The 13,438-nt window shown below is 64.3% G+C and carries 12 protein-coding genes; 9 read left to right on the top strand and 3 right to left on the bottom strand.

What is annotated here, in order from left to right:
* The 5 genes from IVB26_RS04470 to IVB26_RS04450 all read left to right on the top strand — a co-directional run bounded on the left by IVB26_RS04470 (window position 1) and on the right by IVB26_RS04450 (window position 6,579).
* Window positions 1–1,020: a branched-chain amino acid ABC transporter permease gene (locus tag IVB26_RS04470; RefSeq protein ID WP_247970752.1), complete on the top strand. Its 1,020-nt coding sequence runs from the start codon at window positions 1–3 to the stop codon at window positions 1,018–1,020.
* Between the two features lie 38 nt (window positions 1,021–1,058).
* Window positions 1,059–2,288, top strand: a complete 1,230-nt coding sequence (locus tag IVB26_RS04465; protein WP_247970751.1) for an ABC transporter substrate-binding protein — start codon at window positions 1,059–1,061, stop codon at window positions 2,286–2,288.
* A gap of 119 nt (window positions 2,289–2,407) precedes the next feature.
* Window positions 2,408–3,634, top strand: coding sequence for an ABC transporter substrate-binding protein (locus IVB26_RS04460; protein WP_247970750.1), 1,227 nt, complete (start codon window positions 2,408–2,410; stop codon window positions 3,632–3,634).
* Between the two features lie 239 nt (window positions 3,635–3,873).
* On the top strand, window positions 3,874–5,103 hold the full coding sequence (locus tag IVB26_RS04455; RefSeq protein WP_247970749.1) for an ABC transporter substrate-binding protein: 1,230 nt from the start codon (window positions 3,874–3,876) through the stop codon (window positions 5,101–5,103).
* Between the two features lie 192 nt (window positions 5,104–5,295).
* Window positions 5,296–6,579: a glycerate kinase type-2 family protein gene (locus IVB26_RS04450; RefSeq protein ID WP_247973058.1), complete on the top strand. Its 1,284-nt coding sequence runs from the start codon at window positions 5,296–5,298 to the stop codon at window positions 6,577–6,579.
* A 159-nt stretch (window positions 6,580–6,738) separates the two neighbouring features.
* On the opposite strand, the gene IVB26_RS04445 is transcribed toward IVB26_RS04450, so the two are convergent.
* Window positions 6,739–7,260, bottom strand: a complete 522-nt coding sequence (locus IVB26_RS04445; protein WP_247970748.1) for a MarR family winged helix-turn-helix transcriptional regulator — start codon at window positions 7,258–7,260, stop codon at window positions 6,739–6,741.
* A 178-nt stretch (window positions 7,261–7,438) separates the two neighbouring features.
* Between IVB26_RS04445 and IVB26_RS04440 the strand changes: the two genes are divergently transcribed.
* Genes IVB26_RS04440 through IVB26_RS04430 form a run of 3 tightly spaced genes read left to right on the top strand, consistent with a single transcriptional unit; the run spans window position 7,439 to window position 10,984 of the window.
* Complete coding sequence (locus tag IVB26_RS04440) at window positions 7,439–8,479, top strand: branched-chain amino acid ABC transporter permease (protein WP_247970747.1); 1,041 nt, start codon at window positions 7,439–7,441, stop codon at window positions 8,477–8,479.
* 7 nt (window positions 8,480–8,486) lie between these two features.
* The gene (locus IVB26_RS04435; RefSeq protein WP_247970746.1) at window positions 8,487–10,256 is read left to right on the top strand and encodes a branched-chain amino acid ABC transporter ATP-binding protein/permease; all 1,770 of its coding nucleotides are present in this window, start codon (window positions 8,487–8,489) and stop codon (window positions 10,254–10,256) included.
* Window positions 10,253–10,984 (top strand): ABC transporter ATP-binding protein, encoded by a 732-nt coding sequence (locus tag IVB26_RS04430; protein WP_247970745.1) that lies wholly within the window; start codon window positions 10,253–10,255, stop codon window positions 10,982–10,984. The genes IVB26_RS04435 and IVB26_RS04430 overlap by 4 nt, the downstream gene beginning before the upstream one ends.
* 181 nt (window positions 10,985–11,165) lie before the next feature.
* Here IVB26_RS04430 and IVB26_RS04425 read toward each other — a convergent pair whose 3' ends face one another.
* Window positions 11,166–11,783 carry a pyridoxamine 5'-phosphate oxidase family protein gene (locus IVB26_RS04425; protein WP_247970744.1) on the bottom strand — a complete coding sequence of 206 codons (618 nt, stop codon included), beginning with the start codon at window positions 11,781–11,783 and terminating at the stop codon, window positions 11,166–11,168.
* 122 nt (window positions 11,784–11,905) lie between these two features.
* Here IVB26_RS04425 and IVB26_RS04420 point away from each other — a divergent pair, with 122 nt between their 5' ends.
* A complete protein-coding gene (locus tag IVB26_RS04420; RefSeq protein ID WP_247970743.1) occupies window positions 11,906–12,790 on the top strand; it encodes a LysR family transcriptional regulator in 885 nt (294 codons plus the stop codon).
* A gap of 153 nt (window positions 12,791–12,943) precedes the next feature.
* Here the strand turns inward: IVB26_RS04420 and IVB26_RS04415 are convergent, their stop codons facing one another.
* Window positions 12,944–13,366 carry a PaaI family thioesterase gene (locus IVB26_RS04415; protein ID WP_247970742.1) on the bottom strand — a complete coding sequence of 141 codons (423 nt, stop codon included), beginning with the start codon at window positions 13,364–13,366 and terminating at the stop codon, window positions 12,944–12,946.
* Between the last annotated feature and the right edge of the window lie 72 nt (window positions 13,367–13,438).

Raw genomic sequence — 13,438 nt, 5'->3', positions numbered from 1 at the left:
ATGAGCGCAGCAGAAGAAGTCGTCGGCGAAGGCCACGAGGCGGTCGAGGCGGTTCCGAAGCGGGCCATGACGCTCGGCACGGGCACCTCGCTGTTGGTGCTGGCGGTGCTGTTGATCGTGCCGGTGTTCGTCAAGAACTTCATCATCTTCCAGATGACGATGCTCCTGATCTACGGGCTCGCGGTGCTGGCGCTCAACATCCTGACGGGCGGCTCGGGCCAGTTCTCGCTCGGCCAGAGCGCGTTCTACGCCGTCGGCGCCTATACGTCGGCGGTCCTGATGGAGCACGCCAACATCAACTACGCGCTGACGATTCCGATTTCCGCCACGGTCTGCTTCGGGTTCGGTTACCTGTTCGGCAAGCCGGCACTGCGGCTGTCGGGCGTCTATCTCGCGCTCGCGACCTTCGCGCTTGCGACCGCGATGCCGCAGCTGCTGAAGTTGAACTTCCTCGAGCACTGGACCGGCGGCGTACAGGGCCTCGTCGTCACCAAGCCTGACGCGCCGTTCGGCCTGCCGATGTCGCAGGACATGTGGCTGTACTATTTCACGCTCATCGTGACGCTCGCGATCTACATCTTCTCGGTGAACCTGCTGCGCTCCCGCTCGGGCCGCGCCTTCATGGCGATCCGCGACAACGAGATCGCGGCCTCCTCGATGGGTGTCAACGTCGCCCTGTACAAGACGCTGGCCTTCGGGGTGTCCGCCGGCATCACCGGCGTTGCCGGCTCGCTCGGCGCCATCGCCGTGCAGTTCGTCGCGCCCGACAGCTACACCATCACGCTGGCGATCTCGCTGTTCCTCGGCATGGTCGTCGGCGGCGTCGGCTGGCTGCCCGGCTCGTTCGTCGGTGCGGCCTTCATCATCTTCGTGCCCAACATGGCGGAGAGCATCTCCAAGGGCCTTTCCGGCGCGGTATTCGGCGTGCTGCTGTTCCTCGTCATCTACCTGGTGCCGCATGGCGCAAGGCAGATCGCGATCATGGGCCAGCAACTCGCCGGGAAGATTAAAAGAAACTGAAGCCCTCAAGTACTGTTGTTCAAACGAAGGAGATCGAATTGCATTTTGGAAGAATACTTCGAACCGCCGCACTCGTAACGGCGGTCGCTACCCTCACCTCCGGCGCTGCACTCGCCCAAAAGAAATACGACACCGGCGCGTCCGATACCGAGATCAAGATCGGCAACATCATGCCGTACAGCGGTCCGGCGTCGGCTTATGGCGTCATCGGCAAGACCGAAGAAGCCTATTTCCGGATGATCAACGACAAGGGCGGCATCAACGGCCGCAAGATCAACTTCGTCACCTATGACGACGGCTATTCGCCGCCGAAGGCCGTCGAGCAGGTCCGCAAGCTGGTCGAGAGCGACGAGGTGCTGGTGGTGTTCAACCCGCTCGGCACGCCCTCGAACACGGCGATCCAGAAATACCTCAACGCCAAGAAGATCCCGCAGCTCTTCGTCGCCACCGGCGCCACCAAGTGGAACGACCCGAAGAACTTCCCCTGGACCATCGGCTGGCAGCCCTCCTACCAGAGCGAAGCGCAGATCTACGCGAAATGGCTGATGAAGGAGAAGCCGGACGCCAAGGTCGCGATCCTCTACCAGAACGACGATTTCGGCAAAGACTACCTCAAGGGCACCAAGGACGGCCTCGGCGCCAAGGCTTCGTCCATGATCATCATGGAGGAGAGCTACGAGGTGTCCGAGCCGTCGATCGACGGCCACATCGTCAAGATCAAGGCCGCCAATCCCGACGTGCTGCTGATCTACACCACGCCGAAGTTCGCGGCCCAGACCATCAAGAAGACCGCCGAGCTCAGCTGGAAGCCACTCCAGATCCTCACCAACGTGTCGATCTCGGTCGGCAGCGTGATGAAGCCGGCCGGCTTCGAGAATGCGCAGGGCGTGCTGTCGGCGGCCTATGCCAAGGATTCGACGGATCCGCAGTGGGCCAACGACCCCGGCATGAAGAAGTGGAACGAGTTCGTCGACAAGTACATGCCGGGCGCCGACAAGTCGGACACCAGCATGGTGTACGGCTATGGCGCCGCCTCGACCCTGGCCAAGGTGCTGGAAATGTGCGGCGACGATCTGACCCGCGCCAACATCATGAAGCAGGCGGCCTCGTTGAAGGACTTCGTTCCGGACACCATGCTGCCCGGCGTCAAGCTCAACACCAGCGCCACCGACTTCGCCCCGATTTCGCAGCTCCAGATGCAGCGCTTCAAGGGTGAGAAGTGGGAACTGTTTGGCGATATCATCAGCGGCGACGTCGCTTCCGAGTGACACGCTGACGCGATAGCCCGACCCTCGAAAGCCCCCGCGAGCGATCGCGGGGGCTTTTTGTTGACGGCTGGCGCCAATCTTGTTCAATGCGGCGCCGATCCAACCCGGGTAGGAGAACAATGACCGCCGTTCGCTTTCAGGTTGCGGCCCTCTGGGCCGGGCTCGCTTTGTGCACTGCGATGAGCACCCCGGCAGTGGCGCAGAAGAAGTACGACAGCGGCGCCTCCGATACCGAGATCAAGATCGGCAACATCATGCCCTATAGCGGCCCGGCCTCGGCCTACGCCGCGATCGGCAAGGCCGAGGAAGCCTATTTCAGCAAGGTCAACGCCGAGGGCGGCATCAACGGCCGCAAGGTCAGGTTCATCTCCTATGACGATGCCTATTCGCCGCCGAAGACGGTGGAGCAGGCACGCAAGCTGGTCGAGAGCGACGGGGTGCTCCTGATCTTCGGCTCGCTCGGGACGTCTACCAACGGCGCCATCCGCAAATACATGAACGAGAAGAAGGTACCGCAATTGTTCGTGGCGAGCGGCGCCTCGAAGTGGAACGATCCCAAGCAATATCCCTGGACCATGGGCTGGCAGCCGAGCTACGCGAGCGAAGCGCGCATCTATGCCAAGTACATCATAAAGGAAAAGCCGGACGGAAAGATCGGCGTGCTCTACCAGAACGACGATTTCGGTAAGGACTATCTGAAGGGGCTGAAGGACGGTCTCGGCGCCAAGGCCTCGATGATCGTGCTGCAGGAGTCCTACGACACGTCTGAGCCCGCAATCGACGAACACATCGTCAAGCTGAAGGCCTCGGGCGCCGACGTCTTGATCAGCATCACCACGCCGAAATTCGCCGCGCAGGCCATCAAGAAGGCGGCGGAGATCAACTGGCATCCGGTCCACATCGTCTCCAACGTCTCGGCCTCGGTCGGCGGTGTGATCGAGCCAGCCGGCCTCGAGATCTCCCAGGGCATTCTGTCGGCGAGCTACCTCAAGGACGGCTCCGATCCGCAGTGGAACGCCGACGACGGCATGAAGCGGTTCTATAATTTCCTCGCGCAATACGATCCCAAGGCCAACAAGCTCGATGCCGGCGTCGTGTTTGGCTATGCCGCGGCTCAAACGATGGTGAAGGTGCTGCAGATGTGCGGCGACGATCTCACCCGCGAGAACGTCATGAAGCAGGCCGCCTCCTTAAAGGATTTCGCACCCGACACGCTGCTGCCCGGCATCAAGATCAACACCGCGCCGGACAATTTTGCCCCGATCGAGCAGCTCCAGATGATGCGCTTCAAGGGCCGGAAATGGGAGCTGTTCGGCGACATCATCTCCAGCGAGACCGGTCACTGACGCCACGCAACTCAAAATCACCCCGGATTGATTAAACAACTCAAGACAGCCGGACCTTCTCGCAGTTGCACACGAGAGCCGGCGGCCCTTGACTACTAAAGACGCAGCCCCCGCGACACCATCGCGGGGGCTTTCTGTTGAAGGCCTTGGCCAAATCGTATTGAATTGCGGCCGCGTCACCAAAAACGGTCAAGCCAAGAAAAGGGACGCACACACACCAAGAAATTAGGGAGATAGGAATGCCCGCTGTCACCGGCAAGTTTGCGGCCGCGTCACTGGCGCTCGCGCTTATTGCAGCCACGACCTCCACTGCGTCGGCCCAGAAGAAATACGATACCGGCGCGACCGATACCGAGATCAAGATCGGCAACATCATGCCCTACAGCGGACCGGCCTCCGCCTACGGGATCATCGGGCGGACCGAAGCCGCATATTTCAAGAAGATCAACGAAGAGGGCGGCATCAACGGCCGCAAGATCAACTTCATCTCCTACGACGATGGCTATTCGCCGCCGAAGACCGTCGAGCAGGCGCGCAAGCTGGTCGAGAGCGACGAGGTGCTGTTCATCTTCAACTCGCTCGGCACGCCGCCGAACTCGGCGATTCACAAATACATGAACTCCAAGAAGGTCCCGCAGCTCTTCGTCGCCACCGGCGCCACCAAGTGGAACGATCCGAAGGACTTCCCATGGACCATGGGCTGGCAACCCAACTACCAGAGCGAAACGCAGATCTACGCGAAGTGGCTCTTGAAGAACAAGCCGGACGCCAAGATCGCCGTGCTCTTTCAGAACGACGATTACGGCAAGGATTACCTGAAGGGCCTGAAGGACGGCCTCGGCGCCAAGGCCGCCTCGATGATCGTCATGGAGGAGAGCTATGAGACCTCCGAACCGACCGTCGACAATCACATCGTCAAGCTGAAGTCGACCGGCGCCGACGTCTTCATGAACATCACGACGCCGAAATTCGCAGCGCAGGCGATCAAGAAGAACGCCGAGATCGGCTGGAAGCCGCTGCACTTCCTCAACAACGTCTCGGCCTCGGTCGGCAGTGTGATGAAGCCCGCCGGCTTCGAGAACGGCCAGGACATCATCTCGGCCGATTATCTGAAGGACGTGTCGGATCCCGCGTGGGCCAACGATGCCGGCATGAAGGACTTCCTGGCATTCATGACCAAATACTTCCCTGAGGGCGACAAGCTCGATAAAGGCACGATCGTGGGTTTTGCCGTAGCGCAGACGCTCGTGCAGGTGTTGAAGCAGTGCGGCGACGATCTCACCCGCGCGAACGTCATGAAGCAGGCGGCGAGCCTGAAGGACTTCCGTACCGAGGCGCTGCTGCCGGGCGTGAAGATCAACACCTCGCCGACCGATTTCGCACCGATCAGCCAGCTTCAGCTTGAGAGGTTCAAGGGCGAGAAGTGGGAACTGTTCGGCGACGTGATCAGCGCCGACGTCGGCGGCTAGCCGCCTGACGATTTGACGACGAAGCCCCCTGCGAAGCCATCGCAGGGGGCTTTTGCTTGCGCGCCGATTGTGATCACGCGATTGCACAATCGAATGATGGCAAAGCCGGCTTACGCTTTCACGCCCGATGCGGTAGGCAGGTGAACGGCGGCGTTGGCCGCCAGTTTCTTCCGTCTGCCGAAGGCCATCGTCATGACCGACCGACGTCCCCTGCTCCGCGCGCTCTACGACGCAGCCGTCGCCGCCGCCCATCCCAATGTGGTGCTGGCGCCGCACCTGCCGGCCGCACCCAAAGGACGCGTGATCTGCCTCGCCGCCGGCAAGGGCGCAGGCGCCATGGCCGCGGCGGCCGAGCGGCATTATCTCGACACGCTGGGACTGGCGCCAGAGCGTCTCGTCGGCATCGCCACCACGCGCCACGGCTACGGCGTGCCGACGCGCCGCATCCGCGTCGTCGAAGCCGGACATCCCGTGCCGGATGAGGCCGGCCTCAAGGGCGCAGCCGACACGCTCGCGCTCGCAGGCGAGGCCGGGCCAGACGATCTGCTCCTGGTGCTGCTCACCGGCGGCGGATCGGCGAACTGGATCGCACCGAGCGACGGCATCAGCTTCGCGCAGAAGCAGGCGGTCAACAAGGCGCTGCTGCGCTCGGGCGCACCGATCGGCGAGATGAACACGGTGAGGAAACATCTGTCGCGGATCAAGGGCGGCCGTCTCGCCCGCGCCGGCAAGAATGCCGCGGGGATCGTGACGCTCGCGATCTCGGACGTGCCGCATGACGATCCTTCCGCGATCGCCTCCGGTCCGACCGTCCCCGATCCGACCACGCTGGCCGATGCGCGCGCCATCGTGGCGAAATACAAGCTCGCCATCGACGACGCGGTGCGCCGCGCGCTCGAGGACGAACGCAACGAAAGCTGCAAGCCGGACGACGCCGCCTTTGCGCGCGCGCATTTCGAATTGATCGCGCGGCCCAAGCAGTCGCTCGACGCTGCGGTGAGGCTCGCGCGCGAATCCGGCTACGAGACGATCGATCTCGGCGCCGATCTCGAAGGCGAGGCGCGCGAGGTCGCCGCCGCTCACGCCAGGCTGGCGCTGGAGGCGCGCGCGCAAGGCAAGCGTGTGGCGATCCTCTCCGGCGGCGAGCTTACGGTCACCGTGCGCGGCCAGGGGCGCGGCGGGCCGAACCAGGAATACGCGCTGGCGCTCGCCAACCTGCTCAAGGACACGCCGGATATCTCGGCGCTGGCCGCCGACACCGATGGTGCCGATGGCGGCGCCGGCAACCCCACCGACCCCGCCGGCGCGCTGATCGACGCGGCGACGTTCGCAAGGATGAAGGCGCTAGCGCTCCAGCCGCAGGCGTACCTGGACAACAACGATGCCACCGCGTTCTTCGAGGCGACAGGGGACCTGCTGCTGCCGGGCCCGACGCTGACCAACGTGAACGACATAAGGGTGATTTTGGTGGATTGAGGCGCCTGCCCCAAGGACGGTGTCATTCCCCGCGAAAGCGGGGAACCCAGTGCGCCGCGGCTTCTCCGTATCCCACGACAGCCTCTGGAATACCGGATCGCCCGATCAAGTCGGGCGATGACAGTGGAGAATGCGGATCGGCCGCGGTGAACCGCGCCCTTAGAACTCGTTGGCGACCTTCGAGAGCATCGCGATGAGGGCTTCGCGGTTGGCCTGGCCGAGCAAATCGTTCAACCGGGCCTCATGCTTGGTCGCGACGAGCTTCTTGGCGCGGGCCAGCACGGCCTTGCCCTTGTCGGTCAGCACCAGGATGTGCGAGCGGCGGTCGTTGGTGGAGCGGATCCGCGCGCAAAGGTCGCGGCTCTCGAGATTATCGAGCAGCGCCACGAAGTTCGGCCTGAGGATGCCGAGGGTGGAGGCGATCTCGGTCTGGTTACGGCCGGGATTCTTCTCGACCAGCAGCAGGACGGAGAATTGGGCCGGCGTCAGCTGGAGCGAGGCCATGCAACGCAGGAAATTCTCGAAAACCTTGAGCTGCGCCCGCTTCAGCACGTAGCCGAGCTGTTCGGAGAGATCGCCGAGCTGGAGCGCCTCCGGTTGCGCCTCGGCCGCGTCCTTGCGGCCCTTGGCCGTCTCGGCAGGCTTTTCAGAAGACTTTTCAGCGGTTTTGGAAACGGTCATCGCCTCGTGCTCGTAATCCCGCTAAATTCGGGACAGGTCGTCCGTCCCGCCCTTGATGTTATATTTGATAATTGTTATGGACCATATCAAATATCGCATGCGTTTTTCAATGGCTGTGAGCGTACCGTCCACCGCGATCGAGGGACCGGTCCGCAATCTTTAGGGGGAGCGTCCGGTCTTGAATACCACCATCATGCTGTTCCTGGTGCAGGATGGCATCACCAATGGCGCGATCTATGCGCTGCTCGGCCTGGCGCTGGTGCTGGTGTTCGCCGTCACCCGGGTGATCCTCATTCCCCAGGGCGAATTCGTCACCTACGGCGCGCTGACCTATGCCTCGCTGGCGGCGGGCCAGATGCCGGGCACGGCAAAGCTCGCGCTTGCGCTGGGCATCGGCGCTTTCGCCTTCGACCTGTTCGTGGCGCGCAAGGCGCTGCACGGGCGGCTGATCCTGCGCAGCGCTGTCACCAACATTGTGCTGCCGGCCATCGTGCTGGCGCTGACCGTGTATTTCGCCGCTCAGAAGCCGCCGGTCGCGGTCAGCATCGCGCTGTCGCTGGTGATCGTGGCGATGATCGGCCTCTATCTCTACCGCGTCGCATTCCAGCCGCTGGCGCACACGTCCGTGCTGGTGCTGCTGATCGCCTCGGTGGGCGTCCACCTCGCGCTGCAGGGACTGGGCCTCCTGTTCTTCGGCGCCGAAGGTCAGCGCGGACCAGCCGTGCTGTCCGGCGCCTTCACCGCCGGCGCGCTGCGCTTTACCGGCCAGAGCCTCACCGTCTACGGCATCACCATCGCCTTCATCGTCGGGCTCTGGCTGTTCTTCGGCCTGACGCTCTACGGCAAGGCGCTGCGCGCGACCGCCGTGAACCGGCTGGGGGCGCGACTCGTGGGCATCCGCACCACACTATCGGGGCAGATCGCCTTCCTGCTGGCATCCGTCATCGGCGCGCTGTCGGGCATCATGATCGTGCCGATCACGACGCTCTATTATGACAGCGGCTTCCTGATCGGCTTGAAGGGTTTCGTCGCCGCGATCATCGGCGGCCTCGTCAGCTACCCCTTGACCGCCGTCGCGGCGCTGGTCGTCGGCCTCGTCGAGGCGTTCTCGTCCTTCTATGCCTCCAACTACAAGGAGGTGATCGTTTTCATGTTGCTGATCCCAGTGCTGCTGCTGCGCTCGCTCGCCGCGCCGGCGGTCGAGGAAGAGAAGGACTGACGCCAAGATGCAGAGCCGGCTTCCCATCATCGCCTTCGCAGCTCTCATGGCGGCGATCCCGTTCATCCCGGGGATGCCCCCGTTCTGGATCGTGCTGCTCGACAATATCGGTCTCGCGGCCCTGGTCGCGATGGGCCTCGTGCTGCTGACCGGCGTCGGCGGCCTGACCTCGTTCGGACAGGCGGCCTTCGTCGGCTTCGGCGCCTACACCACCGCGGTGCTGTCGACGGCCTATGGCCTGTCGCCCTGGCTGACGCTGCCGCTGTCGCTCGTCGTCAGCGGTTCGCTGGCGGTGCTGCTCGGGCTGATTACCGTCCGCCTCTCCGGCCATTATCTGCCGCTCGGCACCCTCGCCTGGGGGCTCGGGCTGTTCTATCTGTTCAGCAAGCTGGAATTCCTCGGGAGAAACGACGGCATCTCGGCAATCCCGCCGCTCTCGATCGGCACGTTCAAGATGCTCTCGCCCGGCTCGATCTACTACGCGATCTGGGTCGCCGTGATCGTGTCGGCGCTGCTGACGATGAACCTGCTGGATTCCCGCACCGGCCGCGCCATCCGCGCGCTGCGCCGCGGCCATGTCGCAGCCGAAGCGTTCGGCGTGCACACGCCGCGCGCCAAATTGCTGGTGTTCATCCATGCCGCGGTCCTGGCCGGCCTCTCCGGCTGGCTCTACGCGCATCTTCAGCGCGCGGTAAACCCGACACCGTTCGGCGCCCAGGCCGGCATCGAATACCTCTTCATCGCGGTGGTCGGCGGCGCCGGCTATGTCTGGGGCGGCGTCCTGGGCGCGGCGATCGTCGTCGTCCTGAAAGAGGTGCTGCAAAGCTATTTGCCGCTGATCCTGCCCGGCTCCGGACAGGTCGAGACCATCGTGTTCGGCATCATGCTGGTGGCCCTGTTGCAGCTCGCGCCCGGCGGCCTCTGGCCGTGGCTGATGTCGTTCCTGCCGGAATCTACCCGTGGCAAGAAGCCCGACACCTCCCTGAAGCTGGAGCAGCGCACCCGCTCGCCCGGCCAGTCCAGCGTCCTGCTCCAGGTCGACAAAGCGCGAAAACAGTTTGGTGGCGTCGTCGCGGTCAACAACGTCTCCTTCGACGTCCAGGCCCGCGAGATCGTCGCGCTGATCGGCCCGAACGGCGCCGGCAAGAGCACGACCTTCAACCTGATCACCGGCGTGCTGTCCGCCACCTCAGGCTCGATCTCGGTGCTGGGCAGGAAGGTCGACAAGGCGCCGCCGCAGGAGATCGTCAAGCTCGGCATCTCCCGCACCTTCCAGCACGTCAAGCTGGTGCCTGACATGACCGTGCTGGAAAACGTCGCGATCGGCGCGCATCTGCGCGGCCATTCGGGGCCGATCGCCTCGATGCTGCGGCTCGACCGCGCCGATGAGGCAAAACTGCTCGCGGAGGCCGCCCGCCAGATCGAGCGTGTCGGCCTCACTGAGCAGATGCACCACCTCGCGGGCAGCCTATCGCTTGGCCAGCAGCGCATCGTCGAGATCGCCCGCGCGCTCTGCGTCGATCCGATGCTGCTGCTGCTCGACGAGCCGGCCGCCGGCCTGCGCCATATGGAAAAGCAGCAGCTCGCCACCCTGCTCCGTGAATTGCGCGACGGCGGCATGAGCGTGCTGCTGGTCGAGCACGACATGGGCTTCGTCATGAACCTCGCCGACCGCATCGTGGTGCTCGATTTCGGCACCAAGATCGCCGAGGGCACCCCCGCCACGATCAAGACCAACCCCGAAGTGATCAAGGCCTATCTCGGAGTGGCGGCATGAGCACGCTGTTGTCCGTCACCGACGCACATGTCGCCTATGGCAAGGTCGAGGCGGTGCGCTCGGTCTCGCTCGAGGTCGGCGACAACCAGATCGTCACCATCGTCGGCGCCAACGGCGCCGGCAAGACCACGCTGCTTTCCGCCATCATGGGCGTCCTGCCACTGAAGGGCCGCGTCACCTTTGCGGGGCAGGATCTCGCCCGGCTCGACATCGAGGACCGCGTCGCGATGGGGCTCGGTCTCGTCCCGGAGCACCGCGAATTGTTCGTGACCATGAATGTCGAGGACAATCTCGAGTTAGGGGCCTTTCGCATCGAGCGAAGCAAGGCGAAAGCCTCGATGGAGCGCGTCTACACGCTGTTTCCGCGGCTGAAGGAGCGCCGCAAGCAGCTCGCCGGCACGCTCTCCGGCGGCGAGCAGCAGATGCTCGCGATGGGCCGCGCGCTGATGGGCGAGCCGAAGCTCCTGATGCTGGACGAGCCGAGCCTCGGCCTCGCACCGATCATCGTCGCCGACATTTTCCGCATCGTCACCGAGCTGCGCGCCAGCGGCGTCTCCGTCCTGCTGGTCGAGCAGAACGCGCAGGCCGCGCTGAAGATCGCGGACCAGGCCTATGTCATGGAGCTCGGCGAGTTCGTGCTCAGCGGCAAGGCCAGCGACATCGCGGCGAATGAACGCGTCGCGGCCAGCTATCTCGGCTTCCAGCACGAAGGTGAGAGCGCGATTTAGTTTCGGAGACGTCGCTGCAAACTCAGCTGTCATCGCCCGGCTTGACCGGGCGATCCAGTACTCCGAGACAGTAGTGATTGACCGATAGGCCTCGGCGTACTGGATGCCCCGCCCCCGTGCGCAATTGCGCACTAGGCGGGGCATGACACCGGAGGATACGGGGGAAGGTGAAGAAGGCCGCTTAACTCGTCGCCCCCTTCATCGCCGCCACTTCCGCCTCCAGCTCTGCGATCCTCGCATCCCGCGCCGCCAGCGCGGCCGCGACATCCCCCGCGTCGAACTTCTGCGGGATATGCTGCGGGCAGTTGGTGTCCCATGCCGTGATCTTGAACAGGATCACCTGCTCGGGCCGGGCACGATAGCCCTTCGGCATCAGCGACGTCGTCAGCGCTTCGTCGTCCTCGATGACGCGCGCCTCGCCCCAGATCTTCACGCGGCGGCGGTGGGCGTAGTCCATCACGAAGATGTAGGCCTTGGGATTCTCCGAGAGGTTACCCTGGGTGATAAACTGCTGGTTGCCGGCATAATCGGCGAAGGCCAGCGTCTGCCTGTCCAGCACCTTGAGAAAGCCCTTGGGCCCGCCGCGGTGCTGGATATAGGGCTGGCCGTCCGCTGAAGCGGTGGCGAAATAGAAGCTGTTGGCGTCAGCGAGGAAGGCTTCTAGGTTGTCGTCGACCTCGGTACGCCAGCCGCGCTGCTCGCTGCGCGCATAAGCCTCGCGCGAACCCTTGCGCGCCTGGATCCCCTTCACCGCGGGCGAGAAGGCGACGTCGCTGGCATAAGTATGTACGGCCGTCATCGGAACATCTCCTGGAATTCCGGCGCATTGCTGCGTCTTTCACGTCCTAAAATGGAGCTTCCGGCGGGCAAAACAATCGACCCGCTTGACACTTGATCGTTGCGATATATGCAATAATTCCCATGGACCGTCTCGAAGCCATGCACGTCTTCGTCACCGTCGCCGATCTGCGCGGCTTTGCGCCGGCGGCGCGCAAGCTGCGACTGTCGCCCTCGGCGGTGACGCGGCTGATCGCGGCGCTGGAGGAGCATCTCGGTGCGCGGCTGCTGCAGCGGACCACTCGGCAAGTGAGATTGACCGATGTCGGCACGCGCTATCTGGAACGCGCGCGGCGCATCCTCGCCGATGTCGAGGAGGCCGATGGCTCTGCGCGGGACGAGCGCAACCGGCCAAGCGGACGGCTCGTGGTATCGGCGCCGGTTGGCTTCGGCCGTCTGCATGTCGGGCCGGTCATGACCGCCTATCTCAAGCGCTATCCCGAGGTCACCGCCGAGCTGAGGCTGTCGGACCACCTGGTCAACCTCGTGGAGGACGCCGTCGACGCCGCGGTGCGGATCGGCCATCTCGCGGATTCCTCGCTGGTGGCGCGCCAGGTCGGCGAGATGCGGCGGATCGTGGTGGCCTCGCCCAGCTATCTCAAGCGCCACGGCGAACCCAAGACGCCGGAAGCCCTCCCCGCACATCAGACCATCCAGTTCGGTCCCTGGTCCGAATGGCGTTTCCTGCGCGACGGCCGCGACATCGAGGTGACGCCGTTTCCCCGCTTCATCAGCAACAGCGCCGACGCGGCGCTGCAATATGCCGAGGCCGGCGGCGGCGTGACGCGCGTGCTGGCCTATCAGGCCGCCGACGGCCTCAAGCGCGGACGGCTCAAAATCGTGCTCGCGGCATACGAACAACCGGTGCTTCCGATCCACATCATCTATCCGACCTCGCGCCTGCTCTCGGCCAAGGTGCGCGCGTTCGTCGATCTCGTGGTGGAGACGGCGCAGTGGCGGTTTGGGTAGCATTCGTGCCCGGACGCGGTGCGGCGCGAAGCGCCGCTCCGCAGAGCCGGGACCCGGGAAGCCAGAGCGCTAGCTGCGGATGGATGGGCCCCGGCTCTGCAGAGCACCACGCCGCAAACGCGGCGCGCTGCGCTGCGTCCGGGGCACGAGAGCCTACCCCTTCTTCGGCACCACCCGGAACGTGCCGCTGGCCCGCGCGATCACGGCGTCGTCGGCCCTCACCAGGCACTGCGCGAAACAGATCGTATTGCCGGTCTTGATCGCCTCGCCCTCGACCGCGAGCCATTGGCCGATCTCGGCCGCGCCGACATAGTCGACCGACAGCGAGATCGTGACGAACGAGGTGCTCCAGCCCGTGGCCTGGGCGCAGCTATAGCCCATGGCGGCATCGGCCAGCGCCGCAATCAGCCCGCCATGGATGAGCCCGCGCGCGTTGGTGTGCGGCGTCGCCAGCCGCAATCCCACCGTGACGCCCTTGTCGGTCTTCTTCGAATAGAGCGGCTCCCAGGGATCGGTGAGCGGGGCTTTGCGGAAATGCGGCTCGAAGCCGGCGGGGATGTCGGGGGTGGTGGTCATGGCTGTCTCGCGATGCTGGTTGCCGGCATTGAACGCGAACGAAGTGATGAATGCATCACCTACAAAGCTTTA

The sequence above is a fragment of the Bradyrhizobium sp. 195 genome (genome assembly GCF_023101665.1).
Classification (GTDB): Bacteria; Pseudomonadota; Alphaproteobacteria; order Rhizobiales; family Xanthobacteraceae; genus Bradyrhizobium.
The sequence above is the reverse complement of the archived record's forward strand: the minus strand, read 5'-3'. Positions and strand labels throughout refer to the sequence as shown.